Origin of the sequence: Pseudomonas sp. DP-17 (genome assembly GCF_022380625.1) — a bacterium.
Classification (GTDB): domain Bacteria; phylum Pseudomonadota; class Gammaproteobacteria; order Pseudomonadales; family Pseudomonadaceae; genus Pseudomonas; species Pseudomonas nitroreducens_A.
Genome location: NZ_JAKSXG010000002.1, coordinates 145,784 through 165,900, shown reverse-complemented (window position 1 = coordinate 165,900; position 20,117 = coordinate 145,784). Strand labels below are relative to the sequence as shown.

The window sequence follows — 20,117 nt, the reverse complement described above, 5'->3', positions numbered from 1 at the left end:
CCGTGACGATGCTTAGGCTTTCGCTTTGGGCATCTGCGAGACCAGAGACAGGTTGACGTCCATGCCTTCCACCTGGAAATGCGGGATGGCATAGAGCTTCACGCGGAAGAAGCCGGGGTTGTCCTCGATGTCCTCCACCGTCACCTTGGCATCGCGCAACGGGTGCGAGGCCTGCAGGTCGTCACTGGGGTCTGTCATCTCGGTGACAAGGCCACGGATCCAGTTGTTCAGTTCCAACTCCAGGACACGGCGATCCTTGGTGGTTCCGATGTTTTCGCGCTGGATCAGCTTGAGGTAATGAGCGATGCGCGAGAGCAGGAAGATGTAGGGCAGACGCGCGTTAATGCGGCTGTTGGCAGTCGCGTCGGCGGTCTCGTACAACGCGGGTTTCTGCGCCGAGTTGGCAGAGAAGAAACAGGCGTAATCGCGGTTCTTGTAGTACGAGAGTGGAATGAAGCCCAGATTGGCGAATTCGAATTCGCGGGTTTCCGGAATCATCACTTCCGACGGGATCTTCACCTGGTTGCCGGTGCCCAGGTCATACAAATGGATCGGCAGGTCGGTGACCGCCCCGCCCGCCTGCGGACCGCGGATCTGCACGCACCAGCCGTTGTTGATGAAGCTCTTCACCATGTTGGCGGCGAAGGCGAAGGAGGCATTGGTCCAGAGGTACTTCTCGTGGTCCGGCCCCTTGACGCTTTCGATGTAGTTGAAGCTGCGTACCGGCACGGTGTCGGGCCCATACGGCAGGCGCCCCAGCACCCTCGGCATGGTCAGGCCGATGTAGCGGGCGTCGTCGGAGTCGCGGAAGGATTTCCACTTCAGGTATTCGGCACGGTCGAAGTAGTTACCGATATCCTTGATCGCGGCCACCTCTTCCATCGTTTCCTTGCCGAAGAAAGCCGGCCCGACGGCACCGATGAAGGGCATGTGGGCTGCCGCGGCCACCTTTGAGATATTGCGCAGCAGGGAAATGTCCCGCGGTCCGCGATCGAACTCATAATTGGAAATGGCCGCTGCGATGGGCTCGCCGCCGGGGGTGTCGTATTCCTGGGTATAGGTCTGGGTGTACAGGCCGCTCTGGGCGATCTCGGGAGCGTCCTCGAAATCCTGCACCAGGTGGTCCTTGCTGATGTCCAGCAGTTCGATGCGTACGTTCCGCCGGAAGTCGGTCTGGTCGATCAGAGACTTCACGCCGCGCCAGGTGGATTCGACTCGTTGGAAATCAGGGTGATGCATGATCGCATCCAGCTGGCGGCTGATCTGCTCGTCCAGTTGGGCGATATGTTCGTCCAGCAGCGTCTTGTCGAGGCGCTCGACCTTCTGCGAGGAGCGTTTGAGCAGATCGAGGAAAACGCTGACGGCAGCGGTGACGCGCTCATCGGCGGAAACATCCGAAAGCGCGTCAGTGTTCTGGTAGACCTCGATGCCGGTCAGCGACGAAACCGGGTTCAGGTTGATCTTGTCGAACAGTGCGGCATAGACGCCCTGTCCCTCACGAGTCAGTACGGTATTTCCGGCGGCGGGGGCGGTATTGGTTTCCACGGACATGTCATCTCTCCTTAGTGCGCTGCGTCGTCGTGCGGAGCCAATGCGGCCAGCTCGGCACGCAGTTCATCGCTGAGTGCATCGTTCTTGAGGATGCGCTCCAGCTCCCGCCGGAAAGTGACGTTGTCCAGGAGGTTCGACTTGAGATCGCGCAGGAGGTTGCGCATGGCCAGCAGCGCACGCAGCTCCGGCAGTTGGCGGGCTACCTGCTCGGGCTCGAAGTCCTTCATGTGGCGGAAGGTGAGCTCGACACTGGTATCGGCACCGTCCTCCACCAGCGTATTGGGTACCGCCAGTTTCAGGCTGGGGTGGAATTCGCTCAGTACGCTATTGAAGTTGTTCTTGTTGATGTTGACCTTGCTGCGTTCCGACAACGGCCGGTTCTCGCGCCCATTGCTGTAGTCACCCATCATCAGCAGTTTCAGCGGCAACTCGACTTTCTTCTGGGCCCCACCCGTGTGCAGGTCCAGTCTTATATTGACCCGAGCTTTTGGAACTTCATTCTGAAAACTATCGGACGCCATGATTACCTGCCTTACAGTCCCTTTGTTAATGCAAGCACATACCGCGAACGCACTGAAACGCGCCCAAAGCATGCGACGAGTTGGAAATATTATTTACGCCAACTGCCTGATCCATCTAACCCGGTGTTTATCTATGAGTTTTCTGACGTACCTGGTTCTTCGAAATCCATACAGGCAATCGTTCGTGGCGAAAACCGTTCAAGCCTGCCACGCACTTTTCGTAATTCAACCCCAACCCATAGGGCTAACTAAATTCAGGAAACGCCCTACACACTTCAATCAGAATTCGACTTAAATAACTCAAAATTCAAACTTCAGAGAAACAAGTTGCCGCAAGAAAAATCAACACTGTTCATTTATCAATCAACAGGCTGCCCTGTGCCTTTTGAAGGATTCTCGACCGCCACCTCTCGATCACCCGTCCATCGGTCTTGCCTGCGAGCAGCGGGTCGTTCACTTCGCTGCCGGGCAAAGCAGGGTCGAGATGAAGTCACGGAATTGCTGGTGTTCTGTCGCCGCCGTTCGTCCTTGTAAGGAAAGAATGTCCCGTCGTCCCCAAGGAACACACCAAAACATGACTGCGATGCCACCCCAGGCGCCCATCCTCGACCTGCGCCCGTTGATGTTCGAGACCTTCGTCTGCACGGTGGCGGTGATGTCCTTCGTCGCGCTGATCGGTCCGGTGGCTCGCACCCTGGGCCTGGCTCCCTGGCAGGCAGGAATGACGGTGACCGTCGGTGGCATTGCCTGGATGCTGATGGCACGGGCCTGGGGCATCGCCAGTGACCGCCTCGGCCGCCGTCGCGTGCTGCTCAGCGGTCTGGCCGGCTTTGCAGTGACCTACGCCTTGCTCTGCGCGTTCATGGCGCTGGCGCTCAATACGTCGATGCCGCCGCTGCCTGCCTTCATCGGCATGGTCGCGCTTCGCGGACTGGCAGGCGGGTTCTATGCCGCCGTACCGGCCTGTTCGGCGGCACTGGTGGCAGACCACGTGAGTGCGGAAAAGCGCGCTGCAGCCATGGCCGGGCTGGGGGCGGCCAGCGCCGTGGGCATGGTGGTCGGTCCAAGTTTCGCCGGGCTGCTGGCCATGCTAGGGCTGGCCCTGCCACTGCTGCTCACCTGCCTGCTACCGCTGCTGGCGCTGTGCATGCTGTGGAAGTGGCTGCCACATCACGAACGCGCGCACGAACGCAAGGGACCAGCGCTGGCGATCGGCGACAGGCGCCTGCGCCGCTCGCTGACCCTGGGCTTCATCGCCATGGTTTGCGTGACGGTGGCGCAGATGACCGTGGGCTTCTTCGCCCTTGACCGCCTGCAGTTACCCCCGGCAGATGCTGCCCGCGTCGCTGGCATCGCGCTGACCTCGGTGGGTGTGGCGCTGATCTGCGCGCAGATGCTGGTACGCAAGCTGAACTGGGCACCGCTGCGCCTGATTGTCGTAGGTGGCAGCGTCTCCGCGCTGGGCTTCGCCACCGTGTGCTTCGCCATGGTTCCGTGGATGCTCTACGCCTCCTGCTTCGTTGCTGCCGCCGGCATGGGTTGGGTCTTCCCCGCCGTTTCGGCGCTCAATGCCAACGCGGTGGAAGCCGACGAGCAAGGCGCCGCGGCCGGCAGCCTGGTGGCAGTGCACGGCATGGGCATGACCAGCGGCCCGCTGCTGGGCACCCTGCTGCATCAGGTCGACAGCCGCGCCCCTTATCTGCTGGTCGCCGCATTGCTACTGCTCGCAGTCGCCTGGGCAGCGCTGCCGCGCAAGAGGCTGAATGGCATGTGAACTGGCGAACCCAGCGTTGCTGGCAGCTATCGCCAGATAAAACTCCGCGTAGACGCAAGTTCAGGGGGACGCTGCGGCAGGAGAAAGCCAGGCTTGCGAGCTGTGGATCAGGCGTGCCAGCAGCGATACCAGCCATCCTGCTCGGTCACTTTCAGCGGTGCCTGGTACAGCGCCGACAGATGCTCGCTGGTGAGAATCTCGGCCTTGGGCCCGTCCGCCACCACCTTGCCGTTGGCGATCAGCACCACGCGCTCGATCTCAGGAATGATCTCGTCGAGATGGTGGGTAGTGATGATCATCGCGTGCTCAGGGCCGCAGAAGCGCCGCAGCAGCTTGAGCATCTGCAGGCTGGCGCCCATGTCCAGGCCATTGGCCGGCTCGTCGAGGATCAGCGCGCGGGGCTCGTGAATCAGCGCCCGGGCCAGTAGCAGGCGGCGTTTCTGCCCGGTGGACAAACGCTGGAACATGCAATCCGCATAATCGTCCATTTCAACGGTAGCGAGCAGTTCGCGCGCCTTCGCGACCTGTTCCGGGGTGGGTTGCAGATGGCCATGGCTGCCGATGGCGCCGAAGAAGCCGGAGATCACCACGTCCAGCGCCTGGGTGAAGGGCGTGTAGTCCTCCTGCAGGTCCTGTGAGACGAAGCCGATGCGGCTGCGCAGATCCCAAAGGGTGACGTTCTGCAGGCCGAACAGGTTCAACGAGCTGTCGGGCCGGTCCACCGGATAGAGTTCACGGCTGATCAGCTTGAGCAGCGTGCTCTTGCCAGCGCCGTTGGGGCCGAGGATGGCGACTTTCTCGCCTTCGCCAATGTGCAGGGAAAACCCATCCAGCACGCGGGTCTGCTGCTGGTAGGCGGTGACGTTGTTGAATTCGATCATGCGGGTCATTCATCGACGGTCAGCGGGGCGTCAGTTCTACCATGAGCTGTGCCACGCTGTCTTAAGTGCGCCCTAACATGAAATGGCTAGCGTAACGCCCGCCTGCCTCGCATCCAGGGGTACCCTGCCATGATCGACCCGGAAACACCCTCGCTGGACGATGACATCTGTGTCCACATCTTCTCCGTCTCGGCCACCATGGTCGGTGTCTGTCTGACGGTCATCGGGATCATCCGTGTAGTCATCACACTGCGTCAGGAGGACCTGATCATCGACGACCTGGTCGCGGTCAACCTGATGTTCTATCTGACATCCGCGTTCTGTTCCTACTGGAGCCTGCGTGCTCACCGCACGCGGCGCGGCCGGGTAATGATGCACATCGCCGACACGGTCTTCCTCATCGCCCTGGCGTTCACGGCGATCAACGCCGGCGCCATCACCTGGGCCGTAACCACCACATGAGCCCACACACCAGCCGGAGGTACTCCGGCTGGTGTGTGGCGTGACGGTCATACATTCCCTGTCTGATTGCGCCATGAGCAGTAACGGTTCAGTCGAGCAATTGCAGGAACACCCTGCGGACCGCTTCCGGAATCGGAGAAGGCCGGTTGCTTGCGCGATCCACGTAGACATAGACGATATAGCCGGCCGCCGAAGCCTCCTCCTCCTCGTCACGGAATACCGCCAGTTCGTATCGCAAGCTGCTGTTGCCCAGTCGTGCGATGCGGACGCCGACACTGATGCGGTCGGGAAAGTTGAGCGAGGAGAAATAAGTGCAACAGTTCTCGGCGATCAGCCCGATTACCGGGCTGCTGGCGATATCCAGCGTCCCCTCCTCCACCAGGAAGCGGCTCACCGCCGATTCGTAGTAGGAGTGGTAGACCACATTGTTCACGTGGCCGTAGGAGTCGTGGTCACCCCAGCGGGTGGTGATCGGATAGAAGCGGCGGAAATCGCTCCGCCGGGGGCGCCGTGCCTTCTCGCTCACAGGATTTCCTCATAGATCGCACGAATGTCGGCCAGCGCCATTTCCCGGGGGTTGTTGCCCAGCAGCCGCTGCTGCTTGAAACCGTCCTGTGCGAGGGATTCGATGTCTCGCTCGGCGATGCCCAGTTGGCTCAAGCGGGTCGGCAACCGCGACTTGCCGGCCAGAGCACCCAGGTAATCGGCCAGGGCGCGGGCCTTGGTCTGGGCATCGCCGACAATCCCCGGCAGCACGATGTCCGCCAGTTCGGCATAGAGCGGAGCGGCCACGGACAGGTTGAAGCGCAGCACCGGCCCCAGCACCAATGCGTTGGACAGGCCATGCGGGATGTGGAAGCGTGCACCCAGCGGATAGGCCAGCGCATGAACTGCCGCCACCGGGGCATTGGCGAACGCCATGCCGGCAAGGCAGGCACCGAGCAGCATGCGGCCGCGCGCCTCGACGTCATGACCGTTGTCGCAGACACGCTGCAGGTCGCTGGAAAGCAGGCGCAACGCCTCTCGCGCCAGGCAGTCGGAGATCGGATTCTTCAGGTGACGGGTGGTATACGCCTCGACCGCATGGACCATGGCGTCGATACCGGTGGCCGCGGTTACAGCAGCGGGCAGGTTCAACGTGAGTTCGGCGTCGAGCAGTGCCAGGTCAGGCAGCAGCAACGGAGAGACCACCACGTTCTTGCCGGTGTCGGTCGTCACCACCGAGACGGCGGTGACTTCGGAGCCGGTGCCAGCCGTGGTCGGCACAAGAATCAGCGGCAGGCGCGGACCCTTGCAGAGATTGGCGCCATAGACCTCGGCCAGCGACTCGCCGCTGCAGGCCAGCAGCGCGGCGAGTTTGGCGGCGTCCAGGGAACTGCCGCCGCCGAAGCCGATCACGCAGTCGGCGGCACATGCCCGCGCCGTCCGCACGGCGGCCAGGATCACTGCTTCCGGCGGGTCCGCCACGACCTCGGCGAACAGCTCGATTTCGACGCCGCTGCCCTGGAAGCCGGCGAGCGTGGCATCCAGCAGGCCTGCCGCAACCACGCCGGCATCCGTCACCAGCAGGGCCTTGCGCCCTCCCAGCCCGCGGACATGTTCGGCAAGCCGCCGGGAAGCGCCCGGTTCGATGAGAATCGAACGGGTGGTATTGAACGTCATGGTCAGCATGGAAGCCCTCGCGCAATGCCTGGATAGAAGGAGCGGCTCGACGCGAAAGGTCCAGCCGCCCGGTACCAGGCAGACTGTCCGACGATTGCAGGGTCCAGGTCTCCCCCTCCAGGGGAGTGGGTTACGCTCAAGGGGGCGGCCCGAAGGTCGGCGCCCCCCTTGCCAGGCGCGGGGGATCAGCCGTTGCGGCCCGCCGGCGTCACGATGTCGAACCAGAAGTCGAACTCATCCGCCATTTCGAACAGCTGCTTGAGGAGGCCGGGATCGCCTGACACCTTAAGGCGGCCCTGGGCGGCGAGGTCAGCCCCGGTGACCTGTTTGAGGATCAGACGATCCAGGTCGGCACGATCGATCGTCACCGTCTGGCCCGCCTTATCGCTCTGCACATCCTTGATGTTGTTCAGGTGCGAGTTCTTCAGTTCAAGCAGGTACTTCTCGTTCCTGTCCGGCAGTATCAGGTTGATGCTCAGGTCCTTGCCTTCAGCCTTGTCGGCATTCATGCGCACACCGAGGTAGTCGAACAGCAGGCCGGTATCCATCGCCGCCAGAGCATCGGCACTGGCAATCTTCGCCCCTGGCGCCTTGCGCGGGACGCCTCTGCGCAGCTCTTGCGCCGCTTCCAGGTAGCTGTTGCGCCAGCCGGCGTTCTCGGCCTGGTAGCCGAGCTGCTCCAGGGCGTCGGCCTGCAGGTTGCGCGCAGCCTGGTTGGATGGATCGGCAAAGACCAGCTTGTTGACCACCTCCACCACCCAGCGGTACTCGCCCTTGTCATAGGACTGCTTCGCCAGCTGCAGCATGTGGTCGGCGCCGCCCATGTACTCGACGTACTTCTTCGCCGAGTCCTCTGGCGCCAACGGGTCCAGGTTGGCCGGGTTGCCGTCGTAGTAGCCCAGGTATTTGTTCACCACCGCCCGCACGTTGTGGCTGACGCTGCCGTGGTAGCCCCGGTTGAACCATTCGTTGGCCAGCGCCGGCGGAACTTTCAGACGCTCGTGAATCTGGTTGATGGTCACACCCTGGTTGGCCAGGTGCAGGGTCTGGTCGTTGAGGTAGCCGTACATATCGCGCTGCTTCTCCAGGGTACGGACGATGTCCTCATGCCCCCAGCGCGGCCAGTTGTGCACGGCAAACAGCACCTCGGCCTGGTCGCCGAACCGATGCAGCGCTTCGTTGATGTACTTGCTCCAGCCCAGTGCATCGCGAACTTCGGCACCGCGCAGGGTGTAGAGGTTGTGCAGAGTGGCGGTGACGTTCTCGGCCATCAGCAGGGCTTTCTGCTGTGGCAACCAGACGTTCATCTCGGCCGGCGATTCGGTGCCCGGCGTATTCTGGAAAGTAACCGGCACGCCGTCGATTTCCAGCTCCTGCAGATCGCCCTCGATCAGGCGCGTGGGTGCAATCAGGGTCAACGGTCCCCGCGCGGCGGCCTTGCCAATAGCCATGTCAACCAGCCCGCGTTCGCCTCTGGGCAGCAGTGTGCCGTATTGGAAGATGGCGCGGCGCAGCATGGCGTTGCCTGCCAGCACGTTCTCCTTGATCGCCGCGTCCATGAAGCCCTTGGGCGCATAGATCTGGACCTCGCCCTTGTCGACCTGCTCCTGGCTCACCAACCCTTTGACTCCGCCGAAATGGTCGGCGTGAGCATGGCTGTAGATGATCGCGCGAATCGGCTTCTGCCCCAGTTCCTGGCTCACCAGGGCATAGGCAGCCTTGGATGTCGCGGGCGTGGTCAGCGTGTCGATGACGATCCAGCCGGTCTTGCCTTCGATGAAGGTGATGTTGGCCAGGTCATAGCCGCGCACCTGGTAGACCCCATCGACAACCTTGAACAGGCCGTAGCTCATGTTCAGCCGGGCCTGTCGCAACAGACTGGGATTGATGCTGTCCGACTGCTGGTCGGATTTGAGGAAGTCGTAATTGGCCAGCTGCCAGGCGACACTGCCGTCCTCATTCTTGATCACCAGGTTCTCCGGGCGCTTGATCAGGCCCTTCTCCACCCGCTCGAAATCGCTGCGATCACTGAATGGCAATGACTGAAGAACCTTGGCCTGGGCGGCGACCGTGACGGCGGACGGATCTTTTGGCGCAACGTCGGCAATTGCCGACAAGCCAGGGAAAAGACCGATGACGAACGCGAGGCTGGTACGACGAATCATCGAAGAATCTCCAGTGACGGGTGAAGGCGAACTATTCCAACGAGCGGAGTCTGGGCAGGCGCGCTGCATGAGACGCCCTGCCCTGCGCGGCTACGATAGGCATTTATCGGCAGCTGGCCCCCACTCCTCTGGAGGGGGAAGTCGATCGAAGGCGCAAAGCCAGTGCCACAACCTACGCGCCGCCTTTGCGGAAGAGCCGTGTCCGGTGTCCTGATGAAGGCACCGACGCTCAGCGATACCCTCCATGCCTCCGGGCGAACAGGATGGCTTCGTATCGGCTGGAGATGCCCAGCTTGGCGAAGATGTTGCGCAGGTTCCATTTCACCGTCTGCAAGCTGAGGTTCAGCGCCAGGGCGATGCGCTTGTTGGACATCGATTGCTCCAGCAAGGCGAGGATTTCCACCTCGCGAGGCGTCAGCGTCGGTGCATCGATGACCAACGCTCCCCGTTCCGGACCGGCATCCTGATCGAGCGGCGCGTTGGCGACATGCGATAGCAAGGCAATGCGGTAACGGTCGAGCTCTTCCCTGCCAAGGCTGCCCAGTTTCGCCAGCAGGCGGCGCAAGGGTTCGCCTTCGTCAAGAAAGGTACGCGACAGGCCCATCCGGTAGCCCTGCAGGACAGCTTCGCGCAGACAGTCCTGCGCCTCCTCGTCTCGCCCCAGGTGATCCAGGGCCAGGCAACGGAGGATGGCGCTGCTTGTTGTCCAGGTACCCCGGCCGTATTCGCGGATCAGCCCCTGGATGGAGTCGAGCACCTGGATCGCCAGTTCCGGCTGCCCCCGTGCCAGCACCAGTCGGGCCTTGGCCAGGGCCGCCAGTACGCTCACTTCAGCATGCTGCGGCGTCGTGACATGGGCCTGACGCAGGTCCTCCAGGGCCACCAGGGGGCCTTCCGCCCGCCGCCAATCGGCGTCCAGCAGCAACAGGCGGATACGCTCGGCGAGCATATTGGCCGCGCAGCGGTCCAGATCACGTTCGCGGAAATACTCTTCCCGCTCGCGCAGGTAGTCCATCGCCGCCGCTCGCGGTTGCAGGCGCGCATGGGCCAAGGCCGCAACGATCATGAATTCCGGCACCGAGAAATGCAGGATATCCAGGCGATTGGCCAAGGCCTCATGGGCTGCCTCGTTGCGGCCGAACTCACAGTAGGCAAACGCCAGCAGAGCGGCGCAGTGACAGGCGCTGACCGAGCGCCGGCCATGGCTCTGCTCGGCCTTGGCCAGCGTGGTGGAGGCGATCTGTTCCAGCTCCAGCAACTGCCCTTCGAACAGCGCCACGAGCGCAGTGGACAGCGCGCCGATGAGCGCCATCTCATGGGTGCTGCCACGAGAGGCACGGGCAGCAGCGGAATTCAGGTAACGCCGGGCAGCCATATGCTGGCCCAGGCTGCTCAAGGCGGGCACGTAGAGACTGGTGCGCACCTGTTCGAGGAAGAGGTTGTTCAGCGGCGCTTCGGCAATCGGGGCCAGCCACTGAGCGCACAGGGCTGCATCGTCCCGCTGGGTGGCCAGGGCCGCCCACAGGAGCAGCACCTGGTCCCGGTGCGCCACGGCATCGGGCAACAGCTCGAAACGCGCCAGCCATTCCTCGGCCTGCGCGGTACGTACCGTCATCACCGCTCCCCAGGCACCGAGCAGCAGTAAAGAGGGATGCTGAGAGAGCCGCTCCAGAGGGACGCGCTGCAGCCAGCGAACGAACTGGCTCAGGTGGCTGACATTCTTCTGCGGTGGCTGGACGCGCTCCAGCAACGCCACCAGGTAGTCCAGGTCATCCATGGCCAGTGCATGTTGCACAGCGTCGCCCAGCAGTCCGCGTTTCTCGAACCAGGCCGAGGCGCGCTCGTGCAGACAGGCAAGGTCAGCGCCAGAGGTTCGCAGGCGCTGCGCCAGGAATTCCTGGAACATCGGGTGAAAGCGATACCACTGGGACTCGCCGGGTGCGTCCACCGCCTGCACGAAGAGATTGCTCTCTTCGATGTATCGGATGAATCGCTCGGCCTCGTCCGACCGGGTGAGGTGCCGGGCCACATCGAGGTTATAGCGGCGCAGGATGGAAATCTGCTGGAGGAAATCCAGCAAGTCAGCAGGCAATCCCGCCAGTACGTCTTCGGCGAGGTATTCCGACAGCCCGGGAGCTCCGGGATGCAGTGCGACGGCGTGGTCCCTGCGCCGGGGATTGGCTTTCATCGACAAGGAGAGCAGTTGCAGCCCGATGGGCCAGCCATCTGCCTGGCCGTGCAGGCGATGCGCGGTGTCCATGGCTATCGCCGGGTCCAGGTAGGCCTTGAGGAAAGCATGAGCCTCGCGGAGGTCGAAACCCAGTTCGTCGCTGCCGATCTCACAGAGCTCGCCCATGGCACGCCAGCGGCCGAGCAACAGGGGCGGGTCACGCCGCGAGGCCACGACCAGGTGCAGGTTGGCGGGCGCGTGGTCGATCAGCGTCTGGACGACGGGCAATACGGAGGCCGTTTCCGCCTGGTGGAAATCATCGAGCAACAGATAGACCTCGTCGCCCCACTCCATCACGGCGTTGATCAGCGGCGCCACGAGGAAATGCGGATCGCCATCGATGCCACTTCCGGACTCCGCCAGCATGCTCACCCCGGCATGGCGCAAGGCGCCACCCAGGTGGGCAACGAAGGTCTCCGCTTCACCATCGTCGGGGGTCACCGACATCCAGGCTACCGTGGCCCCATCCTTGACGAGCGCCTGCCGCCATTGCGCCAGCAGGGTCGACTTGCCGAACCCCGCCCCGCCGATGACCAGAAACAGGCGGCTCTCGCCGGCAGACTGCAGTCGGCTGAGCAGATCCTCGCGGATCACCGCGCCGGGGCTCACCCGGGGCGGGGCAAACTTGGTACTGAGCATGGGCATGGCCGTCATCTGGGTATTGTTCTTCGGCTCGACCGCCGAGACGGATGGATGGAACAGCTTCCGTATAGTGATGAAGGGCACCGGAGCTGTCCACACAGGCTATTGGTCCAAATCGCGAGCACATCCAAGAGCAGAATTACCGCACAGGCGCGGCATCCATCTGCGGCTCCCGGACAGCCATTCAAGCACCCTCCGCCCTCTCCCACCCCACTCCCGGGGGGTGGGGTCTGCAACCCCGTCCGCCGACGCCCCATGCCCCTGGACAACACGTGGCAACCGCAGAATTCCACCCACTGTCCCGGCCTAGAGGAGGGGGGACACCGGAGTGGCCGGCTCAATAGCATGGTTCGTCTTTTCGCGACTATCAGGAGTCCTGCCGTGACCACTCACTCTGCCCATGCGCCACGCCCGTCCGGCAAGGGCCTTCCCATCAACTGGCGCGCCCCCGTTCCCGACCGCGACGCACGTTCTTTCCTGCGGATGCTGAACCTGGCGACACAGCTCAAACCCATCGAAGCTTATTCCCTGGGCGAAATCCGCGAACTGTGGCGCCTCACCGCGCTCGCGCTGGGCACCCGGCCGCCCCTTGCCAGCGTACGTCAGTTCGACATCCAGGGGCCGGACGGCGAGCTGAGCCTGCGTATCTACACGCCCTCGCGTCAGGACACACTTCGTCCGGCGTTCGTCTGGATCCATGGCGGCGGCTTCATGGTGGGATGCCTGGATACGGCGGAGTCGATCTGCCGCAACATCGCCCAGGCGGCCAACTGCATCACCGTCGCCATCAGCTACCGGCTGGCTCCGGAACATGACCTCAATGCAAGCCGCGACGATTGTCTGGCGGCGCTGAGCTGGATCGTCGATCACGCACAGGAACTGGGGATCGATACCGAGCGTCTGGCCATCGGCGGCGACTCGGCCGGCGGCAATCTCACGGCGGTCATCGCCCAGGAGTCGCGGAGCCAGGGTTTGAAGCTGGCGTTGCAGGTCCTCGCCTACCCCGCCACCGAACTGCTGCAGGCCTTCCCGTCCCTGACGGAGAACGCCGATGGCTACATGGTTACCCAACACATGCTGGGTTACATCCAGCGCACCATCGCGCGCTCCGCCGAACATCTGGACCTCAGCTCACCTCGGCTATCGCCCCGCCGTCAACGCAACCTGCGCGGCGTCGCACCCGCGCTGATCATCAGCGCAGGGCTCGATCCGATCCGCGATCGATGGCCTGGATTATGCGGCGCGCCTACGCAACGCCGGTGTGCCGGTACGACTGCTGCACTATCCGGGACAGTTTCACGGTTTCCTCAATTTCGACGCCATCAATGGCGCCGGCAGCGACGCGTTGCAGCGCATCAGCGAGGCACTGAGGGCGGCTTTCGAAGGGCGGCATGCCGACACCACGCTGGAAATCGCCGATGTCATGCAGGGCCGCGAAGCAGGCAGTGAGCTTCGAAGTACCGCGCTGACACTGTGGAGCGCGACCGACGGCTGGCGCGACGCGCTCCTGACCCGCTTCGCTCCCCGGCTGGCCCGTGGTACCCGCTGGACTCTGCAGCCCTATTCGACTACCGCCCGCCTTCTGCGTCGATGCATCCAAGGCCCCGATTCGCTGAAAGCACTTCAGACCTACCCCTCATCATCCTGAAGCAGGAGAGTCCAGCATGACCGCTTCACGCTTTCCCGACCCGCTGCAACTGTGCCGCGAGGCCCTGAACAAGCTCGAAAACGGCATCAACGGTTTTGCCGCCCGGAAGATGGACTCCACTGAATTCGCCCAGGCCATGACCGCGTGCACGCGCGCCTCCACCGGCGCCCGCTACCTGGCGGAGCGCTCCATCGCCCGCCTGCTGGAACAGCTGGACCTGCCCAGCCGGGGCGAGGTCCGGGAACTGGCCGATGCGGTACGCCGCATCGAGGACAAGCTCGACCAGTTGCTCCCCGACGTGGCGCCCAGCGCCATGGTGCCCCGCCCGCCCCGCAGCCGCCGCCCCCTGGACCTGCAACCGGAACAGGCCTTGAGCAAAGCGCGGCAGCGGGCCAAGGAGCCCGCGGCCAAAGCCAAGAGGAAACCCTGAGCCATGCCATTCGAAAAGACCTTCACGGGACGCCTGAAAAGCGAAGCCCGGCGCATGCTCAAGCGCAGGCTCAACGCCCTGGACTACATCAGCTCCCCTGGCCCGAAGGTGGGAGAAACGCCCAAGCGCCTCCTGCACCGCCGCGGCACGCTGAGCCTGTACCACTACCAGTCCACGGCCGATGAGGTGTATCGCGTCCCGTTGCTGCTGGTGATGGCCACCACCAACCGCGCCTACCTGTTCGACCTGGCCAAGGGGCAGAGCCTGATCGAGTTCCTCCTGCACCGCGGATACGACATCTACGTGATCGACTGGAACCCGCCGACCCGGGCCGAACAGCACCTGAAGATCGAAAACTACGTGCTCGACTTCCTCCCCGACTGCCTGCGCCGCGTGCAGCAGGACTCGGGTGTTGAGGAAGTCACCCTGGTCGGTTACTGCATGGCCGGCATTCTCTCCTGCATCTATGCGGCGCTGCACCCGCAAGGCCCGCTGAAGAACCTGGTGTGCTTCACCACGCCGGTGGACTGGAGCCAGGTGCACTGGACGCGCGCCGTGGCGAACCCGGACTACTTCGACGTCGACGAACTGGCGGACCGCCTGGGGATCATTCCCTCGAAGATGATCCAGAACGCCTTCGACCTGCTCCGCCCGGCCGGCCGCATCGCCGGCCAGCTGCGCCTGTGGGACAACCTGTGGAACGACCAGTACGTCAAGGGCTACCGCATGATGACCGGCTGGGGCGCCGATACCCTGCCGCTGGCGGGCGACTACTACCGGCAGATCGTCAAGGAGCTGGTCTGGCAGAACGGCTTGTTCAAGGACAGCCTGCGCATCGGCGGACGCGCCGTCCGGCTCGATGCGATCAAGGTGCCGCTGCTGCACGTCATCGCCGAGCACGACACCCTGGTGCCTCCGGCCAGCGCGCAACCGTTGCTGCACAAGGTGAGCTCCGTCGACAAGGAAGAACTGATCATTCCCGGCGGGCACGTCAGCCTGGTCGCCGGGCCCGCGGCCATCAAGCGCATGTGGCCATCACTGGATCACTGGTTGGGGAAACGCTCCGTATGAAGAAGCCCACGCAACGAAACTACCCTCGTCACCTCGCACTCAACGGCACCCAGGTGGAGTTCCGCCTGATGCGCATGGAGGACGGGCCACCCCTCACCGAGTTCATCGCCGGGCTGCCGATGCGCGACCTGCTGTTCGTTCGCCGCGATATCAGCCACCCCAAGGTCATCGCCGCCTGGCTGGGCGCCCTGGGCAAGGAGGTCACCAGCCTGGTGGCCTATGCCGACGACCAGATGGTGGGCTGCACCGCCGTGGCGGTCGACGTATGGTCCTGGTCGTCCCATGTCGGCGACCTGCGCGTCCTGGTGGCGCCGGCCTGGCGTGGCGTAGGCCTGGGACGGGCGCTGATCAAGGAGTGCGTCAACCTGGCCGTCAGCCTCGGCCTGGAGAAGCTGACCGTGCACATGACGGTGGACCAGAGCGCCGCCATCAACGCCTTCCAGGAGCTCGGCTTCCAGGCGGAATCGGTGCTGCGCAATCACGTCAAGGACCATGACGGTCGCACCTACGACCTGGCCATCCTCAGCCTTGAAGTCAGCGAGCTGGCGGTTCGAGCCACCGGCAAGGGCATGACCACTGCGCTGAATGAGTAGATGAAAAAAGGGGGCAGCTCGACCTGCCCCCTTCCACCTTGCAAGAAGGTGTACTGGATACGGTAGCTGTCTACCAGCGGGAAGCCATAGACATAGGCTTCCCGGGCAATGGCCCGGGCTTCCTCGGGAGTGGGCTGGTCGCCCCAGGCCGGTCCTGGTCAACGTGATTGCGTCGAGCTCGAGCGGCGTCAGGCGATATTGCGCGCGTGTTTTTCCCAGTAAGGCTTGCGAAGTTCGCCCTTGAGGATCTTGCCGACACTGGACAATGGAAGGCTGTCGCGAACTTCAAGGCTGCGCGGGCACTTGTAGCCGGCGATCCGCTCACGGCAGTGGGCAATGATCTCCTCCTCCACCAGCGCTGCACCGGGCTTGAGGACGATCACCACATGCACGCTCTCCCCCCATTTTTCCGAAGGAATCCCGATGGCCGCGCACTGCGCCACCGCGGGATGGCTGGCCACGGCGCTCTCGACCTCGGCGGAATAGACGTTTTCGCCACCGCTGACGATCATGTCCTTCAGCCGGTCAACGATGTAGACGAAGCCTTCCTCGTCCATGTAACCGCCATCGCCGGTATGCATCCAGCCCCCCTGGAGCGCCTCAGCGGTCAATTCCGGCTGGTTGAGATAGCCAACCATCACATTCGGGCCACGCACCACGATCTCGCCCACGCTACCGCGCGGCACTTCCTGGTCGTTCTCGTCGACGATACGCAGCTCCACGCAGCTGATCGCCCGTCCCGCCGAATACATCTTGCCGCTGGCCTGGTGCTCGGCGCAGTGGTATTCGGCGTCGAGCATGGTGCCGCCGGTGGTCAGCTCGGTCATCCCGTAGCCCTGGAAGAACCGCGCCTTGGGAAACACGATGCAGGCGCGGTCAAGCAGTGCCGGGGAAATGGGCGAGGCGCCATAGATGACGTTGCGGATGCTGGTCAGCTGCAGCTCCGCCAGTTCTGGATGGGTTTCGCGGGCCTGCAGCATCATCTGGATCATGGTCGGCGCGAGCATCAGGTCGGTGAGCTGCTCCTCCGCCACCGTGCGGATCGCCGCCTCTCCGCTGAACGCCGGGAGTATCACGTGCACGCCGCCGGACATGATCAGGCAGTACATCGCCGAGAAATCCGCCAGGTGGAACATCGGCATGGCATGCAGGAAGCGGGCGTCACGTCCGAAGAAGCCTTTGCTGGCGGAGGCCATGGCGGCAAAGGCCAGATTGTTATGACTGATCATCACCCCCTTGGGGAAACCGGTGGTGCCGCCGGTATAGAAAATCCCAAGAAGCGCGTCGCCATGCCGGCGCACGTCGGCCACCGGCTCGGCCCCGGCCAGCAGCGCCTCGTAGTCGAGCATGCCTTCCGGAGTCCCCTGCTCGCCAACGTGGATCACGTGGCGCAGCGTCCTGGCCTGCCGCATGATCGCCAGGCCCATGTCCTTGAAGCTGTCGTCGACGATGAGGATCGAGGTGCCGGAGTCATCCAGCGAATAGACCACCTCCGCCACGCTCCAGCGAGTATTGACCGGGTTGAGGATGCCGTCGGCCCAGGGCACGCCCAGGCTGTATTCGATGTACTGGGGAGAGTTGCGTGACAGCATGGCCACGCAGTCGCCGCTTTGCAGTCCGAGCGCTTTGAGCGCCCCGGCGAGACGTGCGACGCGTCCGCCCAGTTGTGAGAAGGTCATGCCGCGCCCCTGGCAGCGAATCGCCGTCGCATGGGGCCGTTGCTGCATGTGGCGGTGTAGACCTTGGGTGATGTACATGTCGTTCTCCAGTGTTCTTGTTATCGGGGAACACACTCGGCACCTGGATGCACTGCGCTGGTGCTCGTTGCTTACTGATGAATCCTCATGGACCGGATAACTTCCGGGCAGCCGGTCCGTCCCACCGATAGGCGTGGCAGGTGCCCAGCACGTGGCGGAGCGGATTGTCGTCGGTGGCGGCACCAAGCGCTTGCCGGCCGTCGTAACGCAAGGTCATGAGCGTCTGGAATACCGTGGTCGCCAGGGCTTCCACAAGATCGGTGAGATGCGTACAGCCCCGCTCACCACCCAGCAGTCGAAGCAGCTCGCGCTTGAAACCACGGCCGATCGTCAAGCCCTGGAGGTTCGAATAGGCCGCCGCGATTTCTCTGCAATAGGGTGTCGGCGCAGCATCGCTGCTCGCCCGGGCCTCCCGCACCCGCCAATCCTGATCAACGACCAGCACGACCTGCATCTGGTGAACCGGCTGTCCGGCCGGCACCTGCTTGAACAGCAGATGCAGATCATGGGCCTTGCGGTCCAGCAGGCGCCCTTCGAACTCGTAATACCCATCGCTGCGGCGAAATCCCTCGCACACCACTTGCCGGGTATGCAGCGGATAGCGTTCCAGTTCAATCGGCATCGGCATCCTCGCATCGACAATGACGCCAGGGGCGGCAAGCCCCCTGGCGTCGCTCGCTGTGGCCGGCAACCGGGTGCCGGCCACCATTACAACGAACGGCCTACCAGCTCGCGCTGGATCTCATTGGCCCCACCATAGATTCGCGACACACGGGCGTCGGCGAACATGCGGGCGATGGGATATTCGTTCATGTAGCCGAAGCCACCGAAGAACTGCAGGCACGTATCGATGACTTCGCCCTGACGATCAGTCAGCCAGAACTTGCCCATCGACGCCAGCGTGGTATCCAGCGTGCCATCAACCCAGCGCTGGACGATCAGGTCGGCCAGGGTGCGCGAAGCGAGAACGGTGGTTTTCACTTCGGCCAGGGTGAACCGGGTGTTCTGGAAGTCCAGAATCGACTTGCCGAAGGCCTTGCGCTCGCGGGTGTACTCCAGGGTCAGAGACAACGCGCGCTCCATGCCGGCGGCAGCCTGAAGCGCAATTTCCGCACGCTCGTAGGGCAATTGCTGCATCAACTGGACGAAGCCCTGGCCTTCCACGTCGCCGAGCAGGCAATGGGCCGGCACCTCGCAGTCCTGGAAGAACATCTCCGAGGTGTCCTGGCCCGGCAGGCCGATCTTGTCCAGGCACTTGCCACGATGGAAGCCGGGCGTCGAGGTGTCCACGATGAACAGCGAAATGCCACGGGAGCCCTTGGCCTCCAGATCGGTCTTGGCAACGACGATGACCACATCGCTGTTCTGGCCATTGCTGATGAAGGTCTTGGAGCCGTTGATTACATAGCGATCGCCTTTTTTCACCGCGCGGGTCTTCACGCCCTGCAGGTCGGACCCCGTCCCCGGCTCGGTCATGGCGATGGAGGTGATGACCTTCCCGGAGGCGATGCCGGGCAACCACTGGCGCTTCTGCTCCTCGGTGCCGCTGGCGAGGATGTAGTGGCCGACGATGTGGTTGATGCTCAGCGCAATGCTCATGACGCCGGCATAGGTCAGCTCCTCCATGGCCACCGTGTAATGGGCGGGCGAACCGTCAACACCTCCATACTCGGAAGGAATATCCGGCAGGATCATGCCCATCTCGCCGCAAGCCAGCCAGGCCGCACGGTCAGAGTGGTGCTGGGCACGCCATTTATCGTCATGGGGCACCAGTTGCTCGCGGACGAAACGACGGATGCTGTCACGGAAGGCATCCAGGTCGGGATCCATCCAGGGGGAACGATAGTTTTCCACGCGCATGTCAGGAGTCTCCGCCGATCAAACGACAGTGCCCAGACCGCCGCCGCAGACCAGGACCTGGCCGGTGACGTAGTCGGACTCGGGAATGCAGAACAGGTATACCGCGCCGGCGGCTTCGTCCGGAGTGCCCGGGCGGCCCAGCGGGGTCATGTGCCTGGATTGCTCGACCAGTTGCGGGCTGATACCGACGCGAATGTCTCGACCTTCGATCTTGACGGTCTTCACTTCACCCTCGACCGGTACGGTCATGCGGGTTTCGATATGGCCGTAGGCCACGGCGTTGACGTTGACCTTGTGGCGACCCCACTCCTTCGCCAGCGCCTTGGTCAGCCCCATCACGCCGGCCTTGGCGGTGGAGTAGTTGACCTGCCCGGCGTTGCCGCTGGCCGATACCGAGGAGATGTTCACGACCTTGCGGTTGACCACACGGCCCTCGGCCGCTTCCTGCTTGGCCGCTGCGCTGATCACCGGATAGGCGGCGCGGAGGATGCGGAACGGTGCGGTGAGGTGGCAATCCATGATGGCGTACCACTGCTCGTCGGTCATCTTCTGGATGACGTTGTCCCAGGTGTAGCCCGCATTGTTGACGATGATGTCGATGCCGCCGTAGTTGTCGACCGCGGTCTTGACGAAGCGGTCGGCGAAATCCACCGCGGTGACGCTGCCGATGCAGGCTACGGCGTCGCCGCCGGCCGCGCGGATTTCTGCCACCACTTCCTCGGCGGGCGCCGCGTCCAGATCGTTGATCACTACGCGGGCGCCTTCGGAGGCCAGTTTCAGTGCGACGCTCCGGCCGATGCCACGGCCGGAACCGGTCACCAGGGCTACTTTTCCTTCGAGCTTTTGCATGTTCTTGTGTTCCTGTTGTTG

General features: G+C 63.4%; 17 protein-coding genes. 6 read left to right on the top strand and 11 right to left on the bottom strand.

Annotated elements, in window-relative coordinates:
• Positions 1 to 12 precede the first annotated feature (12 nt).
• Together tssC and tssB are read right to left on the bottom strand one after the other, a co-directional pair.
• Positions 13 to 1,551 (bottom strand): type VI secretion system contractile sheath large subunit, encoded by a 1,539-nt coding sequence (gene tssC / locus MJ122_RS06450; RefSeq protein WP_088418351.1) that lies wholly within the window; start codon positions 1,549 to 1,551, stop codon positions 13 to 15.
• An 11-nt stretch (positions 1,552 to 1,562) separates the two neighbouring features.
• Positions 1,563 to 2,072, bottom strand: a complete 510-nt coding sequence (gene tssB / locus MJ122_RS06445) for a type VI secretion system contractile sheath small subunit (protein WP_088418349.1) — start codon at positions 2,070 to 2,072, stop codon at positions 1,563 to 1,565.
• 574 nt (positions 2,073 to 2,646) lie between these two features.
• Here tssB and MJ122_RS06440 point away from each other — a divergent pair.
• Positions 2,647 to 3,846 (top strand): MFS transporter, encoded by a 1,200-nt coding sequence (locus MJ122_RS06440; protein WP_239743084.1) that lies wholly within the window; start codon positions 2,647 to 2,649, stop codon positions 3,844 to 3,846.
• A 107-nt stretch (positions 3,847 to 3,953) separates the two neighbouring features.
• Here the strand turns inward: MJ122_RS06440 and MJ122_RS06435 are convergent, their stop codons facing one another.
• Positions 3,954 to 4,727: an ATP-binding cassette domain-containing protein gene (locus MJ122_RS06435; RefSeq protein WP_239743082.1), complete on the bottom strand. Its 774-nt coding sequence runs from the start codon at positions 4,725 to 4,727 to the stop codon at positions 3,954 to 3,956.
• A gap of 129 nt (positions 4,728 to 4,856) precedes the next feature.
• Here MJ122_RS06435 and MJ122_RS06430 point away from each other — a divergent pair, with 129 nt between their 5' ends.
• Positions 4,857 to 5,189 carry a hypothetical protein gene (locus MJ122_RS06430; RefSeq protein ID WP_017519243.1) on the top strand — a complete coding sequence of 111 codons (333 nt, stop codon included), beginning with the start codon at positions 4,857 to 4,859 and terminating at the stop codon, positions 5,187 to 5,189.
• A gap of 88 nt (positions 5,190 to 5,277) precedes the next feature.
• Here the strand turns inward: MJ122_RS06430 and MJ122_RS06425 are convergent, their stop codons facing one another.
• The 4 genes from MJ122_RS06425 to MJ122_RS06410 all read right to left on the bottom strand — a co-directional run bounded on the left by MJ122_RS06425 (position 5,278) and on the right by MJ122_RS06410 (position 11,891).
• A complete protein-coding gene (locus tag MJ122_RS06425) occupies positions 5,278 to 5,715 on the bottom strand; it encodes a thioesterase family protein (RefSeq protein WP_239743080.1) in 438 nt (145 codons plus the stop codon).
• On the bottom strand, positions 5,712 to 6,860 hold the full coding sequence (locus MJ122_RS06420) for an iron-containing alcohol dehydrogenase (RefSeq protein ID WP_239743078.1): 1,149 nt from the start codon (positions 6,858 to 6,860) through the stop codon (positions 5,712 to 5,714). The genes MJ122_RS06425 and MJ122_RS06420 overlap by 4 nt, the downstream gene beginning before the upstream one ends.
• A gap of 176 nt (positions 6,861 to 7,036) precedes the next feature.
• Positions 7,037 to 9,016, bottom strand: a complete 1,980-nt coding sequence (locus MJ122_RS06415) for an alkyl sulfatase dimerization domain-containing protein (protein WP_239743074.1) — start codon at positions 9,014 to 9,016, stop codon at positions 7,037 to 7,039.
• Positions 9,017 to 9,245: 229 nt separating this feature from the next.
• Entirely contained in the window at positions 9,246 to 11,891 is a 2,646-nt protein-coding gene (locus MJ122_RS06410) for a LuxR C-terminal-related transcriptional regulator (RefSeq protein WP_239743072.1), read from the bottom strand.
• A 378-nt stretch (positions 11,892 to 12,269) separates the two neighbouring features.
• On the opposite strand from MJ122_RS06410, the gene MJ122_RS06405 reads away from it, so the two are divergent.
• From MJ122_RS06405 to MJ122_RS06390, 4 genes are all read left to right on the top strand, one after another.
• Positions 12,270 to 13,337, top strand: coding sequence for an alpha/beta hydrolase (locus MJ122_RS06405; RefSeq protein ID WP_239743069.1), 1,068 nt, complete (start codon positions 12,270 to 12,272; stop codon positions 13,335 to 13,337).
• 215 nt (positions 13,338 to 13,552) lie between these two features.
• A complete protein-coding gene (locus MJ122_RS06400) occupies positions 13,553 to 13,966 on the top strand; it encodes a hypothetical protein (RefSeq protein WP_239743067.1) in 414 nt (137 codons plus the stop codon).
• 3 nt (positions 13,967 to 13,969) lie between these two features.
• On the top strand, positions 13,970 to 15,037 hold the full coding sequence (locus MJ122_RS06395) for an alpha/beta fold hydrolase (protein ID WP_239743065.1): 1,068 nt from the start codon (positions 13,970 to 13,972) through the stop codon (positions 15,035 to 15,037).
• Positions 15,034 to 15,630: a GNAT family N-acetyltransferase gene (locus MJ122_RS06390; RefSeq protein WP_239743063.1), complete on the top strand. Its 597-nt coding sequence runs from the start codon at positions 15,034 to 15,036 to the stop codon at positions 15,628 to 15,630. Before MJ122_RS06395 ends, MJ122_RS06390 begins: the two co-directional genes overlap by 4 nt.
• A gap of 188 nt (positions 15,631 to 15,818) precedes the next feature.
• Here the strand turns inward: MJ122_RS06390 and MJ122_RS06385 are convergent, their stop codons facing one another.
• The 4 genes from MJ122_RS06385 to MJ122_RS06370 all read right to left on the bottom strand — a co-directional run bounded on the left by MJ122_RS06385 (position 15,819) and on the right by MJ122_RS06370 (position 20,096).
• A complete protein-coding gene (locus MJ122_RS06385; RefSeq protein WP_239743061.1) occupies positions 15,819 to 17,387 on the bottom strand; it encodes a long-chain fatty acid--CoA ligase in 1,569 nt (522 codons plus the stop codon).
• An 85-nt stretch (positions 17,388 to 17,472) separates the two neighbouring features.
• On the bottom strand, positions 17,473 to 18,009 hold the full coding sequence (locus tag MJ122_RS06380; protein ID WP_239743059.1) for a DUF2889 domain-containing protein: 537 nt from the start codon (positions 18,007 to 18,009) through the stop codon (positions 17,473 to 17,475).
• A gap of 86 nt (positions 18,010 to 18,095) precedes the next feature.
• On the bottom strand, positions 18,096 to 19,247 hold the full coding sequence (locus tag MJ122_RS06375) for an acyl-CoA dehydrogenase family protein (RefSeq protein ID WP_239743057.1): 1,152 nt from the start codon (positions 19,245 to 19,247) through the stop codon (positions 18,096 to 18,098).
• Positions 19,248 to 19,265: 18 nt separating this feature from the next.
• Complete coding sequence (locus tag MJ122_RS06370; protein WP_239743055.1) at positions 19,266 to 20,096, bottom strand: SDR family NAD(P)-dependent oxidoreductase; 831 nt, start codon at positions 20,094 to 20,096, stop codon at positions 19,266 to 19,268.
• Between the last annotated feature and the right edge of the window lie 21 nt (positions 20,097 to 20,117).

Coding starts and splice junctions, on each gene's coding strand:
- tssC (WP_088418351.1), bottom strand. CDS start 1,551: ATGTCCGTGGAAACCAATACCGCCCCCGCCGCCGGAAATACCGTACTG.
- tssB (WP_088418349.1), bottom strand. CDS start 2,072: ATGGCGTCCGATAGTTTTCAGAATGAAGTTCCAAAAGCTCGGGTCAAT.
- MJ122_RS06440 (WP_239743084.1), top strand. CDS start 2,647: ATGACTGCGATGCCACCCCAGGCGCCCATCCTCGACCTGCGCCCGTTG.
- MJ122_RS06435 (WP_239743082.1), bottom strand. CDS start 4,727: ATGATCGAATTCAACAACGTCACCGCCTACCAGCAGCAGACCCGCGTG.
- MJ122_RS06430 (WP_017519243.1), top strand. CDS start 4,857: ATGATCGACCCGGAAACACCCTCGCTGGACGATGACATCTGTGTCCAC.
- MJ122_RS06420 (WP_239743078.1), bottom strand. CDS start 6,860: ATGCTGACCATGACGTTCAATACCACCCGTTCGATTCTCATCGAACCG.
- MJ122_RS06415 (WP_239743074.1), bottom strand. CDS start 9,016: ATGATTCGTCGTACCAGCCTCGCGTTCGTCATCGGTCTTTTCCCTGGC.
- MJ122_RS06410 (WP_239743072.1), bottom strand. CDS start 11,891: ATGCCCATGCTCAGTACCAAGTTTGCCCCGCCCCGGGTGAGCCCCGGC.
- MJ122_RS06400 (WP_239743067.1), top strand. CDS start 13,553: ATGACCGCTTCACGCTTTCCCGACCCGCTGCAACTGTGCCGCGAGGCC.
- MJ122_RS06395 (WP_239743065.1), top strand. CDS start 13,970: ATGCCATTCGAAAAGACCTTCACGGGACGCCTGAAAAGCGAAGCCCGG.
- MJ122_RS06390 (WP_239743063.1), top strand. CDS start 15,034: ATGAAGAAGCCCACGCAACGAAACTACCCTCGTCACCTCGCACTCAAC.
- MJ122_RS06385 (WP_239743061.1), bottom strand. CDS start 17,387: ATGTACATCACCCAAGGTCTACACCGCCACATGCAGCAACGGCCCCAT.
- MJ122_RS06380 (WP_239743059.1), bottom strand. CDS start 18,009: ATGCCGATTGAACTGGAACGCTATCCGCTGCATACCCGGCAAGTGGTG.
- MJ122_RS06375 (WP_239743057.1), bottom strand. CDS start 19,247: ATGCGCGTGGAAAACTATCGTTCCCCCTGGATGGATCCCGACCTGGAT.
- MJ122_RS06370 (WP_239743055.1), bottom strand. CDS start 20,096: ATGCAAAAGCTCGAAGGAAAAGTAGCCCTGGTGACCGGTTCCGGCCGT.